General features: G+C 61.5%; 14 protein-coding genes. 7 read left to right on the forward strand and 7 right to left on the reverse strand.

Annotated features, from left to right (window positions below; genetic code table 11):
- The first annotated feature begins 142 nt into the window (after positions 1 to 142).
- Positions 143 to 1045, forward strand: coding sequence for a LysR family transcriptional regulator (locus tag ABNP46_RS07065; protein WP_349921702.1), 903 nt, complete (start codon positions 143 to 145; stop codon positions 1043 to 1045).
- A 113-nt stretch (positions 1046 to 1158) separates the two neighbouring features.
- Here the strand turns inward: ABNP46_RS07065 and glpK are convergent, their stop codons facing one another.
- Positions 1159 to 2661 (reverse strand): glycerol kinase GlpK, encoded by a 1503-nt coding sequence (gene glpK, locus ABNP46_RS07070; RefSeq protein ID WP_349921704.1) that lies wholly within the window; start codon positions 2659 to 2661, stop codon positions 1159 to 1161.
- A gap of 54 nt (positions 2662 to 2715) precedes the next feature.
- The gene (locus ABNP46_RS07075; RefSeq protein WP_349921705.1) at positions 2716 to 3567 is read right to left on the reverse strand and encodes an MIP/aquaporin family protein; all 852 of its coding nucleotides are present in this window, start codon (positions 3565 to 3567) and stop codon (positions 2716 to 2718) included.
- Between the two features lie 488 nt (positions 3568 to 4055).
- Here ABNP46_RS07075 and glpT point away from each other — a divergent pair, with 488 nt between their 5' ends.
- From glpT to tyrA, 6 genes are all read left to right on the forward strand, one after another.
- Positions 4056 to 5411 carry a glycerol-3-phosphate transporter gene (glpT, locus tag ABNP46_RS07080; RefSeq protein ID WP_349921706.1) on the forward strand — a complete coding sequence of 452 codons (1356 nt, stop codon included), beginning with the start codon at positions 4056 to 4058 and terminating at the stop codon, positions 5409 to 5411.
- A gap of 100 nt (positions 5412 to 5511) precedes the next feature.
- Positions 5512 to 6270 (forward strand): DeoR/GlpR family transcriptional regulator, encoded by a 759-nt coding sequence (locus tag ABNP46_RS07085; protein WP_349921707.1) that lies wholly within the window; start codon positions 5512 to 5514, stop codon positions 6268 to 6270.
- A gap of 329 nt (positions 6271 to 6599) precedes the next feature.
- Positions 6600 to 8087, forward strand: a complete 1488-nt coding sequence (gene glpD / locus ABNP46_RS07090; protein WP_349921708.1) for a glycerol-3-phosphate dehydrogenase — start codon at positions 6600 to 6602, stop codon at positions 8085 to 8087.
- A gap of 99 nt (positions 8088 to 8186) precedes the next feature.
- Entirely contained in the window at positions 8187 to 9269 is a 1083-nt protein-coding gene (glpQ, locus tag ABNP46_RS07095; RefSeq protein ID WP_349921709.1) for a glycerophosphodiester phosphodiesterase, read from the forward strand.
- Between the two features lie 343 nt (positions 9270 to 9612).
- Positions 9613 to 10686, forward strand: coding sequence for a 3-deoxy-7-phosphoheptulonate synthase (locus ABNP46_RS07100; RefSeq protein WP_349921710.1), 1074 nt, complete (start codon positions 9613 to 9615; stop codon positions 10684 to 10686).
- A 131-nt stretch (positions 10687 to 10817) separates the two neighbouring features.
- A complete protein-coding gene (tyrA, locus tag ABNP46_RS07105) occupies positions 10818 to 11957 on the forward strand; it encodes a bifunctional chorismate mutase/prephenate dehydrogenase (protein WP_349921711.1) in 1140 nt (379 codons plus the stop codon).
- A 167-nt stretch (positions 11958 to 12124) separates the two neighbouring features.
- Here the strand turns inward: tyrA and hdfR are convergent, their stop codons facing one another.
- The 5 genes from hdfR to ABNP46_RS07130 all read right to left on the reverse strand — a co-directional run bounded on the left by hdfR (position 12125) and on the right by ABNP46_RS07130 (position 16244).
- Entirely contained in the window at positions 12125 to 13000 is an 876-nt protein-coding gene (hdfR, locus tag ABNP46_RS07110; RefSeq protein WP_349921712.1) for an HTH-type transcriptional regulator HdfR, read from the reverse strand.
- Positions 13000 to 13359: a DUF413 domain-containing protein gene (gene maoP / locus ABNP46_RS07115; RefSeq protein ID WP_349921713.1), complete on the reverse strand. Its 360-nt coding sequence runs from the start codon at positions 13357 to 13359 to the stop codon at positions 13000 to 13002. The genes hdfR and maoP overlap by 1 nt, the downstream gene beginning before the upstream one ends.
- Before the next feature lie 291 nt (positions 13360 to 13650).
- Positions 13651 to 14133 (reverse strand): serine protease inhibitor ecotin, encoded by a 483-nt coding sequence (gene eco / locus ABNP46_RS07120; protein WP_349921714.1) that lies wholly within the window; start codon positions 14131 to 14133, stop codon positions 13651 to 13653.
- Between the two features lie 198 nt (positions 14134 to 14331).
- Complete coding sequence (locus tag ABNP46_RS07125; protein ID WP_349921715.1) at positions 14332 to 14889, reverse strand: DUF1566 domain-containing protein; 558 nt, start codon at positions 14887 to 14889, stop codon at positions 14332 to 14334.
- Positions 14886 to 16244: an Lcl domain-containing protein gene (locus ABNP46_RS07130; RefSeq protein WP_349922415.1), complete on the reverse strand. Its 1359-nt coding sequence runs from the start codon at positions 16242 to 16244 to the stop codon at positions 14886 to 14888. The genes ABNP46_RS07125 and ABNP46_RS07130 overlap by 4 nt, the downstream gene beginning before the upstream one ends.
- Positions 16245 to 16275: the final 31 nt, after the last annotated feature.

Below are 16275 nucleotides of genomic sequence, written 5' to 3' on the forward strand. Positions count from 1 at the left end.
TTGCGGGGGCCGGGAGCGACAAGGGGCCTGTCTGCAGGGAAGGGTTGCGGCGCCAGTAAAGGGGCTGAGCGCCCTCATCCGTCTTGCCAACTAACCGGTATTACGCCTATAAAGACCCATCTTTCTTGCCGGGATAACAACAATGAAGACCCATTCCGATGAACTGACCCTGTTCGTGGCCGTGGTGGAGGCGGGCAGCTTTCGCCAGGCGGCGGAGAACCTGGGGATGGACAATTCCGTGGTGAGCCGCGGCATCAAGCGCCTCGAAGAGAAGCTCGCCACCGTCCTGCTCAATCGCACCACGAGGCGGGTCAGCCTGACGGAGGAGGGGAGCTGGTTCTATCAGCGGGCGGTGCGGATCCTGACCGAAATGAGCGAGGCGGAGGGGCATCTGCTGATGCGCCGGGAGCAGCCGGAAGGGGTGCTGCGGGTCGATGCCGCCACCCCCTTCATCCTGCACCGGCTGGTGCCCCTCATCGGCGAGTTCCGTCGCCGCTACCCCGGCATCGAGCTGCAACTGCACAGCTCCGAGGGTTTCATCAACCTGATGGAGCGGCGGGTGGACATGGCCATCCGCATCGGCGAGCTGACGGACTCCTCCCTGCGGGCCTTGCCGCTCGGTCGCTCCCGGCTGCGGTTGCTGGCGTCCCCGGCCTATCTGGCTGCGCGGGGCACGCCGCGCCAGCCGGCGGATCTGCTGGCTGGCCACGAGCTGCTCGGCTTTTTGCACCCCGATCACCTCAACCACTGGCCGCTGCTGAGCAGCGAACAAGGGGACAGATTCGCCATCACCCCGACGCTTAGGGCCAGCAGCGGCGAGACCTTGCGTCAGCTGGCGCTGGCGGATCAGGGGATCGTCTGCCTGTCGGATTTCATGACTGGGCCGGACAGGGCGAGCGGCGCCCTGGTGGAGGTGCTGGCTCGCAGCAACAGCGGCGCGTCCCGCCCCATCCATGCGGTGTTTTACTCCGATGCCCAGCGGGATATCCGGCTGCGGGTCTGGCTCGACTTCCTGAAGGAGCGACTCGGCGCCAATGAGCTGTGATGGGCCGGTTTTGACAGCGTATTTGTGCTGTTTTTATGGCTTTAAAAGCATAAACAAGAGGCCGACATCGCTGTCGGCCTCTTTTTCATCTCACGAAAGGACAGGTCGCCCTATCAATCCTCTTCCGCCCAGCGGCGGGAACGCTCCACGGCCTTCTTCCAGCCGTTGTAGCGTTTGGCGCGATCGTCCCGGTCCATCTGCGGGATGAACTCGCGATCCACGCTGAACTTGTCTTCCAGCTCTTCCGAGCTCTTCCAGAAGCCGACCGCGAGGCCCGCGAGGAAGGCCGCGCCCATGGCGGTGGTCTCGATGCGGGTCGGGCGCACCACTGGGGTGTGCATCATGTCGGCCTGGAACTGCATCAGGAAGTCGTTGGCGACGGCGCCGCCATCCACTTTCAGGGATGCCAGCTTGATGCCGGAGTCCTGCTGCATGGCGTCCAGCACGTCACGGCTCTGGTAGGCGATGGATTCGAGCGCCGCGCGGATGATGTGGTTGCGGTTCGCACCCCGGGTCAGGCCGACCATGGTGCCGCGAGCGTAGGGATCCCAGTAGGGGGCGCCCAGGCCCACGAAGGCCGGTACCAGGTAGACGCCGTTGGTGTCCCCCACCTTGGAGGCGAAGTAGTCGGTGTCGCGGGCATCGTGGATGATCTTGAGTTCATCACGCAGCCACTGGATGGTGGCGCCGCCCATGAACACGGCACCCTCGAGGGCATAATTCACTTCCCCTTTCGGGCCGATGGCGACCGTGGTCAGCAGGCCGTTGCTGGAGCGAACCGGCTCGGTGCCGGTGTTCATCAGCATGAAGCAGCCGGTGCCGTAGGTGTTCTTGGCCATGCCTTTCTCGAAGCAGAGCTGGCCGAACAGGGCGGACTGCTGGTCACCGGCGATGCCGGCGATGGGGATGCGGGCGCCGCCGCCACGGGTGGTGTAGCCATAGATCTCGGAAGAGGGTTTCACTTCCGGCAGCATGGACATGGGGATGCCGAGCTCGTCCAGCATGCGCTCATCCCACTTCAGCTCGCGGATGTTGTAGAGCATGGTGCGCGATGCGTTGGTCGGATCGGTGACATGCACCTCGCCGTTGGTCATCTTCCACACCAGCCAGGTGTCGATGGTGCCGAACAGCAGTTCGCCGTTCATCGCCTTTTCGCGGGCCCCTTCCACGTTGTCCAGAATCCACTTCACCTTGGTGCCGGAGAAGTAGGCATCCAGCACCAGGCCGGTATTCTCGCGCACATACTCTTCCAGGCCGCGGGCTTTGAGCTCCTCGCAGATGGCGGCGGTGCGGCGGCACTGCCAGACGATGGCGTTGTAGATGGGCTTGCCGGTGGCCTTTTCCCACACCACGGTGGTTTCACGCTGGTTGGTGATGCCGATGGCGGCGATCTGCTCGCTGTGCAGGCCGCTCTTGGCCAGCACCTCGGTGAAGACGGAAGACTGGGTGGCCCAGATCTCCATGGGGTCGTGCTCGACCCAGCCCGCCTTCGGGTAGTGCTGGGTGAATTCGCGCTGGGAGGTCGCGACTATGTTGGCGTCCTGGTCAAACACGATGGCGCGGGACGAGGTGGTGCCTTGATCCAGGGCGACGACATATTTCTTTTCAGCAGACATGATGTTCTCCACGTTTTTATTTTCCACGTTGTTACACGCAGGGGAGGGCCGCTCTTACGCGGCGGCCTCTTCTTTATTGGACAGCTTGGCGGCCTCTTCGGCGGCGGCAACACGGTTGCCCGGCACGCAGGGAGCCAGCACTTTCACATAGAGGGCGGTACCAATCTGGGCGCCGACGATGGGGCCGAGGATGGGGACCCAGAAGTAGGGGTTGTCACGACCACCGGTCAGGGCCACGTCACCCCAGCCGGCGAAGAAGGCGAACAGCTTGGGACCAAAATCACGGGCCGGGTTCATGGCAAAGCCGGTCAGGGGGCCGAGGGAGGCGCCGATCACCGCGATCAGGATACCGATCAGCAGGGCGGCGGCGAAGCCCTTGGGGGCACCGTTGTTGTTGTCACCGAGCGCCATGATGCCCAGCATCAGCACGGCGGTGATCACCAGTTCCACCGCAAAGGCCTGCATGTTGGAGAGCAGGGCATTGGGGTAGGTGGAGAAGATGCCGGCGGTGCCGAGGCTCTCGACGCTGCCACGCACCACGTTGTGGGTCAGTTCCCACTGGGTGAAAAGGTTATCATACAGGAAGTAGACCAGGGCGGCGGAGGCGAAGGCACCCGCTATCTGGGCGATGATGAAGGGCACCACCTTGCGCTTGTCAAAACCGGCGAAGGTCATCAGTGCCAGGGTCACGGCCGGGTTCAGGTGGGCACCTGAAATGCCGCCGGTGACATAGATGGCGATGGCAACGCCCAGGCCCCAGGTAATGGAGATTTCCCATTGCCCGAAGTTGGCGCCAGCCAGCACCATGGCAGCCACACAACCGACGCCGAAGAAGATCAGCAGGCCGGTTCCGATAAACTCGGCGATGCACTCGCCAAGCAGGGTATTGGGTCTTTGTATGCTCATACCTTTCATTCCTTATATCCACCCAGAGTAGGTTTGATGTTCCGTTTCGTTATCTTTTCGTCCTAGTTATTGCGCCCGAAAACGTTTCTTCTTGTTGTTTGAGTTGACGCAAACGTTATGCTCGTTTGCGCTCGTTCTTGGACGAGTGAGAAAATAACTCTTCTGCGCCGATTCACCATCCCCTCGCCATCGGAAATGTGGGCAAGATCCCACTCATTGCTAATAAAATGTGACTAATAACCGCTAACTTCGATTGGTTTACCACTTAATGGGTACTGTGAAACCTTGTTTCATAAGGCCTTTTGGTTAATGAGCAAACACTCATTCGATGGTTTATTTTGTAATAAAACTGCAATAATTGAGTCTTCATCACAGATTAAATGTTCACAAGTGAGCACAATTGGCTCGCTTGCGAATGAGGTCTTCCTTGGTCGCAGCTGTACTCGGGGCACTCTCAACGGCCCATAACAACAATAAGGAAGCAGAACATGCTTAGTCTCTTCAGGCCCGCACCCCATATCGAGCGGTTGCCGGCCGACAAGGTCGATCCCTTCTACAAGCGCATGCGCTGGCAGGTGTTCTTCGGGATCTTCTTCGGTTATGCCGGTTATTACCTGGTGCGCAAGAACTTCAGCCTGGCCATGCCCTATCTCATCGAGCAAGGCTTTTCCCGCGGTGATCTGGGTCTGGCCCTGTCCGGGGTCTCCATCGCCTATGGTCTGTCGAAATTCCTGATGGGGAACGTGTCGGACCGCTCCAATGCCCGTTACTTCCTCTCCGCCGGCCTGCTGCTCTCGGCCGGCATCATGTTCATGATGGGGACGATGCACTGGGCCACCTCCAGCATCGCCATCATGTTCGTGCTGCTGTTCCTGAACGGCTGGGTGCAAGGGATGGGCTGGCCTCCCTGCGGCCGCACCATGGTGCACTGGTGGTCACAGAAAGAGCGGGGCGAGATCGTCTCGGTCTGGAACGTGGCCCACAACGTGGGCGGCGGCATGATAGGCCCGCTGTTCATCCTCGGCATGGGCTGGTTCAACGACTGGCGCAGCGCCTTCTATGTACCGGCGGCGGCGGCGGCAGCCATCGCGGTGATCGCCTTCTTCGTGATGCGCGACACCCCGCAGTCGGTCGGTCTGCCTCCCATTGAGGAGTACAAGAACGACTACCCGCAGGACTACAACGAGAGCCACGAGCAGGAGTTCTCCGCCAAGGAGATCTTCATGAAGTACGTGCTGCACAACAAGCTGCTGTGGTACATCGCCATCGCCAACGCCTTCGTTTACCTCATCCGCTACGGCGTGCTGGACTGGGCACCGACCTACCTCAAAGAGGCGAAAGACTTCAGCGTGGATCACTCCTCCTGGGCCTACTTCCTCTATGAGTGGGCGGGCATCCCGGGCACCCTGCTGTGCGGCTGGATCTCCGACAAGATGTTCAAGGGCCGCCGCGCGCCGGCCGGCATCCTGTTCATGGTCCTGGTGACCGTCGCCGTGCTGGTCTACTGGCTGAACCCGGCGGGCAACCCGAGCGTGGACATGATGGCCCTGGTCGCCATCGGCTTCCTCATCTATGGCCCCGTCATGCTGATCGGCCTCTACGCCCTGGAGCTGGCACCGAAGAAGGCTGCCGGTACCGCCGCCGGTTTCACCGGGCTGTTCGGTTACCTGGGGGGCGCCGTGGCCGCCAACGCCATGCTGGGCTACACCGTCGACCACTTCGGCTGGGATGGTGGCTTCATGGTGCTGGTGGTCTCCTGCGTGCTCTCCATCGTGCTGCTGGCCATGACCCTCAAGCACGAGAACCAGTCTCTGGCACACAAGGCTAGCGTCAACAAGGCATAAAACGTGATCCTGCCCTTATCGATCCGAAAAGGGATAGGGTACACTGCCAAAGGCCCCGCACTGCCGGGGCCTTTTTTCGTCTCATCTGCGGAGTGCAAGCGTGAAGCAAACCCAACGACATCTGGAGATCCTGGACGTCCTGACCCGGCAGGGCTTCGTCTCGACCGACGATCTGGTGACCCATTTTGACGTCAGCCCCCAGACCATTCGTCGGGATTTGAACGATCTGGCGGAGCAGAACAAGATCCGGCGTCATCACGGCGGAGCCTCCCTGCATTCGAGCACGGTCAACACCGCCTACAGCGCCCGTAAAGTGATGCAGCTCAAGGAGAAGGAGCGTATCGCCCGCGAAGTGGCCGCCAATATCCCGGACGGTTCGTCGCTGTTCATCGACATCGGCACCACCACGGAAGCCATCGCCCGCGCCCTGCTCGATCACCGGGAGCTGCGCATCGTCACCAACAACCTGAACGTCGCCAGCATTCTCACCGCCAAGGATGACTTCACCGTCATCATCGCCGGGGGCGAGATCCGCAACCGGGACGGCGGTATCGTGGGGGAGGCGACCCGGGACTTCATCGGCCAGTTCCGCATGGACTACGGCGTCATCGGCATCTCCGGCATCGACAACGACGGCTCACTGCTCGATTTCGACTATCACGAGGTGAAGATCGCCCAGGCCATCATCGCCCACTCCCGCCAGGTGTTCCTGGCCGCGGATCACACCAAGTTTGGCCGCAACGCCATGGTCAACCTCGGCAACCTCAGCCAGATCCATGCCCTGTTCACCGACGAAGAGCCGCCGGAGCGGCTGATGCGGCTGATGACTCAGCACCAGATCCCCTGCCACATCTGCTGAGCCTTCTTCACCCGCACTAGCACAGGCCGCCCCCGGGCGGCCGTTTTGTCTCTGCGCTTCGCCCAATCCCCGCCCATTTCCCTGCGCCTGCCGCGCACGCTTGTGCACGGCACGCTCACGGCCGCTCTCGCGGCTTCGCTTGCGCGTCGTTACCCGGGTTGCGACCGAGTGACCAGACGGTCACCGACTGGCAGCATTTTTAGCATTGTCAGAACAATCCCGATCACATTTCCTCCATGAAATGTTCGTTTATCATTTTTTAATGTTCTAGTATGAGCGAAATCAAACATTGCCACCGTGGCAAACCCAAAATAAGAAAGTAGGTGAACATGAGCGAACATTATGATCTGGTCGTCGTCGGCGGCGGCATCAACGGGGTCGGCATTGCGGCAGATGCGGCGGGGCGCGGGCTGAAGGTGGCGCTGTTCGAGGCGCAGGATCTCGCCTCGGCTACCTCTTCCAACTCCAGCAAGCTGATCCACGGTGGCCTGCGTTACCTCGAGCATTACGAGTTCCGGCTGGTGAAAGAGGCCCTGGCGGAGCGGGAGGTGCTGCTTGGCATGGCCCCCCACATCGCCCGTCCCATGCGCTTTCGCCTGCCTCATCGCCCACACCTGCGCCCGGCCTGGATGATCCGCGCCGGCCTCTTCCTCTATGACAACCTGGCCAAGCGGGATCGCCTAAAAGGCAGCTGCGGGGTGCGTTTCCTGCCGCAAGATGGCCTGAAACAGGGGATCAACAAGGGGTTCGAGTATTCGGATGCCTGGGTGGACGATGCCCGCCTGGTGGTGCTCAACGCCATGCTGGCCCGGGACAAGGGGGCCGAGGTGCAGACCCGCACCCGCTGCGTCAAGGCGGTGCGCGGCTCCAAACACTGGACCCTGACCCTGGAGCGGGAAGGGGGCGAGCAGTTCAACGTCAGTTGCCGCGCCCTGGTCAATGCGGCCGGCCCCTGGGTCAAGACCTTCTATGACGAGAGCCTGCACGAGAAATCCCCCCGTGGCATTCGCCTCATCAAGGGCAGTCACATCATAGTGCCGCGCATCCACGAGCGCGAAGAGGCCTATATCCTGCAAAACGAGGACAACCGCATCGTCTTCGTCATTCCCTATCAGCAGGATTTTTCCCTGATCGGCACCACGGACGTGGAGCACAAGGGGGATCCGCGAGACGCCAAGATCAGCAGCGCCGAGGTGGAGTATCTGTGCAAGGTGGTCAACGGCCACTTCAACCACCAGATAGCGCCATCCGATGTGATCTGGACCTACGCCGGGGTACGGCCGCTGTGCGATGACGAGTCGGATTCCCCCCAGGCGGTGACCCGCGACTACACCCTGGAGCTCAGTGGCGAGTCCGATGGCGCCCCGCTGCTCTCCGTGTTTGGCGGCAAGCTCACCACCTACCGCAAGCTGGCCCAGGCCGCCTGCAACAAACTCAAACCCTGGTTCGGCCAGATGGGAGAAGACTGGACCGCCACCACCCGGTTGCCGGGCGGCGAGTTCGATTGCACCACGAGCGAACTGGCCCGCGCCTATCAACTCGAGTTCGACTGGCTGGATGAGCGCAGCGCCCATCGCATCGCCGAGGCGTATGGCAGCCAGGCCCGCCTCTGGTTGCACGAGGAGCGCGGCCAGCACTTTGGCGCCGGTCTGTATGAATCCGAGGTGCGTTACCTCATCAACCGGGAGTGGGCCCACAGCCTGGAAGACATCCTGTGGCGCCGCAGCAAGCTGGGGCTGCGCCTCTCCGAGCCCGAGCAGCAACAGCTGCAAGCCTGGCTCGGCGCACATCATCACGCCTTGCCCAAGGCGAGCTGACATGATGGCGGGCGGCCCTGGCCGCCCGCCGCATTACTGCAACAAACCTCTGCTATAACAATCACCTACATCCAATAAACAATAACAAAGGCACTAGCCATGAAAAAATCCTCCCTCTCCCTGGTCGCCCTTGGCCTCGGGGCCGCACTCAGCTTGCCTGTACTCGCCGTCGACGAAGGCAAGGTGGTCATCGCCCACCGGGGCGCCTCCGGTTACCTGCCCGAACACACCCTGGAATCCAAGGCGCTCGCCTATGGCATGGGGGCCGACTATCTGGAGCAGGATCTGGTGATGACCAAGGATGACCAGCTGGTGGTGATGCACGATCACTTCCTGGATGGCATCACCGACGTGGCCGAGCGTTTCCCGGGCCGCGCCCGCGCCGATGGTCGCTACTATGTGGTGGATTTCACCCTGGCTGAGGTGCGCTCACTGCGCATGACCGAGCCGTTCCAGCTGGTGGATGGCAAACAGGTGCCCGTCTACCCGGCGCGCTTCCCCCTCTGGCAGTCCAGCTTCAAGATCCACACCTTCCAAGAAGAGATCGAAATGATCCAGGGGCTCAACAAGAGCACCGGCAACAACATCGGCATCTACCCGGAGATCAAGGCCCCCTGGCTGTTCCGCCACGAGGGCAAGGACATCTCCAAGGCGGTGCTGAAGGTCTTGAAGCAGTACGGCTACACCAGCAAGGAGAGCAAGATCTACCTGCAGAGCTTCGATGCCGATGAGCTCAAGCGCATCGACGGCGAGCTGATGCCGGCCCTCGGCATGGACTTGAAGCTGGTACAGCTGATGGCCGAGACCGACTGGAACGAGACCATGGTCTACGACGCCAAGGGCAAGGCGACCCCCTATGATTACGACTGGATGTTCAAACCGGGGGCCATGAAGACCATCGCCACCTACGCCGATGGCATCGGTCCCTGGAAGCCGATGATCGTCACCGAGCCGGGCACTCCGGGCAAGCCGGTCATCACCGGCATGGTGAAGGAGGCCCACGCCGCCGGTCTGAAAGTGCATCCCTATACCTTCCGTCAGGATGAAGGTCAGATCCCGGCCTATGCCAAGGACTTCACCGACCTGCTCAACATCTTCCTCTATCAGGCGGATGTGGACGGGGTGTTCAGCGACTTCCCGGACAAGGCGGTCGCCGTCATCAAGGCGCACAACAACGGATAAATAGAAGAAGAGAGTACGGGAACGCAAGCGGGGCCAGGTGCCCCGCTTTTTTTATGCCCGATAATGGCAAAGGGGAATCATCTGCCTGTGGCCTAGGCTCTTTGTGTGTAAATGTATGTTTACGATATTTTGTGTTTTGGTGGTGGGAAGCACCCGATTTTATGGCTGTTTAGATTCGCGGGGTGGTCGTTTATTCACCTGTTGAGCCGTTTCACCGCTGGTTTCACTTGATTGTTTGTTTTTCCTTGGTAAGGTGGGGGCGGTTGCGTAACAAAGTGCTGACTTGTGTAAACATAAAAATACAATCGCGCTTTTGGCTTGATACAGTAGAGAGAATGAGAAAATGCAAAGAGATCCCCTGAACAACATCCATATCCAGTCCGAACAAGTGATGATCACGCCTGCCCAGCTCAAGGAGAAACTGCCCATCTCCGATCGCGCGCTGGCCTTCGTGCAAGGGGCCCGCAACACCATCGCCGACATCATCCATCGTCGCGATCACCGTCTGCTGGTGATCTGTGGACCCTGCTCCATCCACGACATGGACGCCGCCAAAGAGTACGCAACCAGACTCAAAGCGCTGCATGATGCCTATCAGGATTCTCTCTACATTGTCATGCGGGTCTACTTTGAGAAGCCACGCACCACGGTCGGCTGGAAGGGCTTCATCAACGATCCCAACCTCGACGGCACCTTCGATGTGGAGCTCGGGCTGCACCGCGCCCGCGAGCTGCTCTGCTGGCTCGCCGAGCTGGAGTTGCCACTCGCCACCGAGGCGCTGGATCCCATCAGCCCCCAATACCTGGCGGAGCTCTTCTCCTGGTCGGCCATTGGTGCCCGCACCACGGAATCCCAGACCCATCGTGAGATGGCGTCCGGGCTCTCCATGCCGGTGGGTTTCAAGAACGGTACCGACGGTAACTTGGGCACCGCCATCAACGCGCTGCAGGCGGCTTCCAGCCCCCACGCCTTCATGGGCATCAACCAGCAGGGACAGGTCGCCTTGCTGCAGACCCAGGGCAACCCGGATGGCCACGTGATCCTGCGCGGCGGCAAGCACCCGAACTACGATTCGGTCAATGTGTCGCTGGCGGAAGAGGCGCTGGAGAAGGCGGGTCTGCTGCCGGGCCTGGTGGTGGATTGCAGCCACGGCAACTCCAGCAAGGATCACCGCCTGCAGCCCAAGGTGGCGGACAACGTCATCCACCAGATCCAGGAGGGCAACCGCTCCATCATCGGGGTGATGCTCGAATCCAACCTGCTGGAGGGCAACCAGTCCAGCGAGCAGCCCAAGGCGCAGATGCGCTACGGCGTTTCCATCACCGATGCCTGCATCGACTGGGACACCACCGCCGACTTGCTGGCCCGTTGCCATCGCCAGCTGGCCGCGCCCCTCAAGGGCAGAACCGCGTCTTAAGCCGTGGTATCTTGTCATCACTGACTTGGGAGGAGAGCGCCACGGCCAGCGGTCGTGGCGCTCTCATGACATCTGTTGCGATCGATTGGATCACAGGGCGCGGCCAGCGGCGGCGCCAACAAGGACTGGATATGGCCGAAGAGTTGAATGCCCTCAGGGACAAGATAGATGCGGTGGACAAGCAGCTGATCGATCTGCTGGCCGCCCGTCTGGCTCTGGTGGGGGAAGTGGGTGAGGTGAAGAGCCGTCATGGCCTGCCCATCTATGCGCCGGACAGGGAGGCGAGCATGCTGGCCCGCCGCCGCGCCGAGGCCGAGACCCTGGGGGTGCCCGGGGATCTTATCGAGGATGTACTGCGCCGGGTGATGCGCGAATCCTATATTCTCGAATCCGCCAGCGACAAGGAGCATCACTTCAAGTGCATGAATCCGGCCCTCGGCAAGGTGGTGATCATCGGCGGTCAGGGCCAGCTCGGTCGCCTGTTCGGCCAGCTGTTCAGCCTGTCGGGTTACCGGGTCGAGAGCCTGGAGCAGGCCGACTGGCCGCGCGCCGACGCGATACTGAGCGGTGCCGGCATGGTGATGGTGGCTGTGCCCATCGACGTGACCTGCGACATCATCGACCGGCTCGGCAACTTGCCCGCCGACTGCCTGCTGGTGGATGTCACCAGCGTCAAGGCCGAGCCCCTTGCCCATATGATGGCGGTGCACAAGGGTCCGGTATTGGGGCTGCACCCCATGTTCGGGCCCGACGTGGCGAGCCTCGCCAAGCAGGTGATCGTCTGCTGTCAGGGGCGCGAGCCCGCCGCCAGCCAGTGGCTGCTGGATCAGATGACCATCTGGGGTGCCCGCTTGCAGCAGGTGGAGGCCAAGGCGCACGACGAGGCCATGACCTTCATCCAGGCGCTGCGCCACTTCGCCACCTTCGCCTACGGTCTACACCTCTCCCGGGAGCAGGCCAATCTGGACAGGCTGCTGAACCTGAGCTCCCCCATCTACCGGCTGGAACTGGCCATGGTGGGACGGCTGTTCGCCCAGGATCCCCACCTCTACGCCGACATCATCCTGTCGTCACCGCAGAACCTCGCGATGATCCGTCGCTACTACCAGAACTTCGGCGAGGCGCTGGGGCTGTTGGAGCGGGGGGATCGGGCGGGCTTCATCGATGCTTTCTCCGAGGTCTCCGGTTACTTTGGCGAGAAAGCGGACGACTTCCTGCGCGAGAGCCGCATGCTGCTGGCCCAGGCCAACGATCGTCGCCACCACGGCTGACACCCGGTTTTTACCCAGACAAAAGGGGCCATCAGGCCCCTTTTTCGTTGCACTCACGCTGCCTTTCTTGAATTACGCAGATAAATGATGAGGTAAAACTGCAATCAGGCAGCATGACATGGGGCCGCAATAGCTCCCATCAGCCTGCCGTGCTCACAGCCGCTGGCTCATGGTGTGGCGGGCAGTCGCAGATCGGCGCCATCCCAGCCCAGGGGCAGGGTCAGCAGCTGATCGATGAGCTCCCGGCGATCGGATTTCTCCAGATAGGCGAGGTAGAGCGGGCGGCTCAGGGCCTGGGCCCCGTCCACCAGGTGCAGTTTGCCCTGCTCCAGGAAGGGGCTCACCATCCGCCGCGGCAGATAGGCGGCGCCGCCGTTGGCCAGCACGAACTGCAACGCCATGTTGGCGGAGCTCGAGTGCAGCACCGGCGTCTTCTGCAGGCTCTGCAACCGGCTCGGCTGGGCCTCGAAGCTGGTGCCCCAATCCAGATGAATATGGGGCATCTGCATCAGGCTGTCGGCGTTGGCGCTGCCATCCCGGCTCACCAGTTCGAACACCAGCTCGCCGATGGGGTGCAGGGCAATCTCGTCGATCTTGGTCGGCTCGGAGAGCAGGGCCAGGTCGAGGGAGCGCTCCAGCAGCTGGCGGCACAGGTGCTCGCGCGATGCGGTTTCGAGGCGCACCGCGAGGCCGGGAGCCAGGGCATAGACATGATTGAGCCAGTCGTTGAAATCGAGTTCCCAGAATACCGCAGGGGCACCGATGGCGAGCTGTTGGCTGAAACCGGGGGAGAGGGCCACGTCCTGCTTGGCGCGGCCCAGGGTGTGCAAGATGGCATCGGCGTAGGGCAACAGCCGCTCGCCGGAGGCGGTCAGGCGGATGTTGTTGCGATGCCGGGCAAACAGACTGACCCCGAGCTGCTGCTCGAGCTGGCGGATCCGAAAGCTCACCGCCGACTGGGTCAGGTAGAGATTCTCAGCAGCCCGGCCGAAGTGCCGGGTCTTGCTCACCTCGATAAAGGTCCGAAGCAGTTCGGTATCCATTAATCGAGGGACTCGTCACTGCCGCCACCGCCACTGCTCTCGAAGCTGCCACCGGCATCTTCGTTGGCACCACCGGCCACGGTACACAGGCGATGAACCCGCTTGGGGCCGATGACTTTCAGATACTTGAACCACACCTTGGCGTGGGGGTTGCTGCCGGCGGCGCCGGATTTCACCTGCTCTATAAAGGCGGTTTCGACATCATCACGGGGGGCCAGATTGCCCTGATAGAGCGCCAGCATGACGGTACCGTATTTTTCCAGACTGTCCGCTTCGGCGACGGTAAATTCACCGCTGCGACGCAGGCCACGGGGGAAATGTTTGAAGTCATTGAAACGCTTATCTGATTCGAAGCTCATAGTCTCTTGTTCTGGTTAGTTTGACCTTTGCGGGCAAGTATCATCAGGCCGTCGCAGAGTGCAAAATCAATTTTCTTACTATGTTAATAAATATCTTTCATCGAACAGCCTTTGTCTCATCCCGCACCGGGATTTTGCGCTGCCAGACACAAAAAAGCCTGAAAAATAGTGGAGTTATGTCAGTTTCTGTAAAGGAAACGTCACTGTTTGACAGACAAAAGCCAAAAAATAAAGCGCCAAATGGCGCTTTATTTGAGTCTGGGTGAAGCCGCTGAACCTGAGCTTCAATAGTCACTCGATCATGGCTGGCTGGGCCAGGTTGTCGGCACGCCACAGGCGGTAGCGTACTTCATACTCCTGCGGCACATAGATGACGAAGGGCAGCTTGGAGTTGTAGTTCACGAAGAAGCCCTGACCGTAGATCTGGATGAAGGTCTCCTTCTTCTGGCCATTCGGGCAGGCCATCAGGGTGCTGACGGGGCCGGAGACCTGGCCAAGTGCCAGGTAGTTGTAGCCCCAGCCCTTGACGCTGTGCTGTTCCAGGTTGCCGGCGAAACGCGGCAGGTTGCAGTCCACCAGCATCTTCTTGCCGACCTGCAGCTCGACCATCATGTCCGCTTCATTCTCGACTTCCGGCAGACGGATCACGACACGTTCCTGGTTCACTTCGGCGGCGGGGAACATGCTGATATCGAATTTTTTAGGCTCGGCGGCGAAGGCATGGCCGCCCAATAACAAGGCGCCCAGCAGGCTAAAACGCAATACGGTTTTCATCTGTACCTCATGGGGTTGGTTCAACGCCGCTAGACTAACCGCTCTGCCGGTTTCATTCCAGCGCCCCGGGGGGCAAAACCTGCATGAACCGGCACGCAATGACGTAATTTGATGCTTTTTTGACGAGGCGCCTCACAAATATACGCCTTCTATATATGGGAAGGGACCGGATCCTGGGGATCCGGTCCCTTTCATTGGTCAGCGAACCAGCAGCACCTGCTTGGCCCAGGCGCTGGGGGCGCGCAGTCCGACAGAACCGCTGGTGATGTCGAGGTAGGCCACCGTCTTGCCCGCGGGGAAGGGCGTGGAGGACCAGAGATAGACATAGCCGTCGTTCACCTCTTTGCCGTCACCGGCCATGGCCCGCGGGAAGATGGTCTCGTTCAATGCCGGTTTGTAGCAGGCCGATTCCAGCAGGCTGGTGAGCTCCTTGATGGTGGGCAGACGCCAGTCGGTGTGACCGCCAAAGCCATAGAGGGTGTGATTGGATTCGGTGCGGATCCGCTCGGCCGTCAGCAGGGCCTGTTGCCAGTAGAGGCGGGTCGGCTCGCCGCTGCAGCTGTTGCCCTGCCAACTTTGTCCCAGTTGGCAGCGCATCCAGGTGAGGCCGGAGGCTCTGTCCGTCACCGTGCCGTTGCCGTGATCGAGGAAGCGGGACGTCGGACTGGTTCTGGGCAGGTTGTCGTCACAGATGGCGATGGCCAGGGCCAGCGGGCTGCAGAGACTGAGCAGCAGAGTCAGGAGAAACTTGTTCATCGGGTTACCTCGGCCACCAGGCGCAGTTGCAGGGCATTGACTTCATCGGGATTCTGGACCGCATAGGGATAATCGGCGCCCGGATCCTCCCCTAGGAACTGGGGACCCAGGACCGCGATGGGCACACTCTCAAGGCGTCTGGACGGGGTCAGGGTCTGGCTCCAGTAGATGCCATCGTAGTCCCCGTTGGAGGGACCAACATCCGGGAAGTAGCGCACATCCATGCTGACCACCTGGCCATCTTGCTGAGTGAGGGAGCCGAAATGCTGCAGGCTCATCAACTCCTGATTGTGGGGCAGGCGCCACGTCTGGATGCCGCACAACTTCTGGCTGTTGAGCCATTGACGGTACTCCTCGGTGGAGCAGATGGCATCGCCATCGGGGCAGGCGTAGTCCCGCTCATCCTGGCTCGGGTGATAGTTGCCAAATTCCCAGGCGAAGACCCGGTGCAGATCCCGCGGGCTGCCCGGATCATCCAGCTTCTTCTCCCAGACGAGGCCGGTGTTGAGATCTTCCACGCAATCCCACTGGGTGGCACTGTCTGGCAGCGGCTGTCCCTGGCTGTCGAGCTTGCGATAACGCAAGGGGGACTGCTTTAGGCTGGCATCCTGACCTGGGTGATCCGCAGGCTCGCTGGTCAGCAGGTAGTCCACCCCGTCCGTGTAGGTGGTGACGCCGCTGGCGGTGACCAGGGCCCTGGGTTGTTGCTGTCTCAGCACGTCGGCGAGACGGGATTGCAAGCTCAACAGTTCGGGGCTTTGCGCAAAATGTTGGCCAAGTTCGGGCAGCAGGGTCATCAGACCCTGCCAGATCTGGCGGCGACGTTCATTGGCCGCCACGCCCGGCAGGGTAGTGGCATCGTCGAGGGCGGCCAGCGCCAGTTCGGCGAGGGCCTGGTTGAACGCCTCAAGCTGGCCGAGGGCGGCCAGATCCTGGCCCGGCTGCAGGGGGGCCAGATCCGCCAGCAGGGCGGTCAGCGCCTGGGCGGGGGGAATGCCGTCACCGATGCGCACCTGCAGCAAGGTACTGAGCGGGGTCGGGGTGAGGGTTTGACCATCCAGACGTGCCGCCGGGTGGGTCAGGGTCAGGGCCGCGGCATCCGTCGGGATGAACAGCAGCGGGCTGGTCAGCAGGGCGGGAGAGGTGCCGTTCAGCTGGCGGGCACCGGCAGTGCCGCTGACCTCGGGTTCACCGGCATCGCAGCTCTCGTTCTGGTTGAGGTTGACACAAAGGGTGCCCGCCTGGGGCAGGTTGACCGTCAGGTGATAGTCCGGCGCCGCCAGGGGGGCCTCATCCGTGCCACCACCGCCGCAGGCGGTGAGCAGGGGCGCCAGCAAGCAGGCCAGCGGGGTCATTCTCATCTTCATCTTTGTTCCTTGGAGGGGC

Source organism: Aeromonas veronii (genome assembly GCF_040215105.1).
Taxonomy (GTDB): Bacteria; Pseudomonadota; Gammaproteobacteria; order Enterobacterales; family Aeromonadaceae; genus Aeromonas; species Aeromonas veronii_G.

Coding starts and splice junctions, on each gene's coding strand:
- ABNP46_RS07065 (WP_349921702.1), top strand. CDS start 143: ATGAAGACCCATTCCGATGAACTGACCCTGTTCGTGGCCGTGGTGGAG.
- glpK (WP_349921704.1), bottom strand. CDS start 2,661: ATGTCTGCTGAAAAGAAATATGTCGTCGCCCTGGATCAAGGCACCACC.
- ABNP46_RS07075 (WP_349921705.1), bottom strand. CDS start 3,567: ATGAGCATACAAAGACCCAATACCCTGCTTGGCGAGTGCATCGCCGAG.
- glpT (WP_349921706.1), top strand. CDS start 4,056: ATGCTTAGTCTCTTCAGGCCCGCACCCCATATCGAGCGGTTGCCGGCC.
- glpD (WP_349921708.1), top strand. CDS start 6,600: ATGAGCGAACATTATGATCTGGTCGTCGTCGGCGGCGGCATCAACGGG.
- glpQ (WP_349921709.1), top strand. CDS start 8,187: ATGAAAAAATCCTCCCTCTCCCTGGTCGCCCTTGGCCTCGGGGCCGCA.
- ABNP46_RS07100 (WP_349921710.1), top strand. CDS start 9,613: ATGCAAAGAGATCCCCTGAACAACATCCATATCCAGTCCGAACAAGTG.
- tyrA (WP_349921711.1), top strand. CDS start 10,818: ATGGCCGAAGAGTTGAATGCCCTCAGGGACAAGATAGATGCGGTGGAC.
- hdfR (WP_349921712.1), bottom strand. CDS start 13,000: ATGGATACCGAACTGCTTCGGACCTTTATCGAGGTGAGCAAGACCCGG.
- maoP (WP_349921713.1), bottom strand. CDS start 13,359: ATGAGCTTCGAATCAGATAAGCGTTTCAATGACTTCAAACATTTCCCC.
- eco (WP_349921714.1), bottom strand. CDS start 14,133: ATGAAAACCGTATTGCGTTTTAGCCTGCTGGGCGCCTTGTTATTGGGC.
- ABNP46_RS07125 (WP_349921715.1), bottom strand. CDS start 14,889: ATGAACAAGTTTCTCCTGACTCTGCTGCTCAGTCTCTGCAGCCCGCTG.
- ABNP46_RS07130 (WP_349922415.1), bottom strand. CDS start 16,244: ATGACCCCGCTGGCCTGCTTGCTGGCGCCCCTGCTCACCGCCTGCGGC.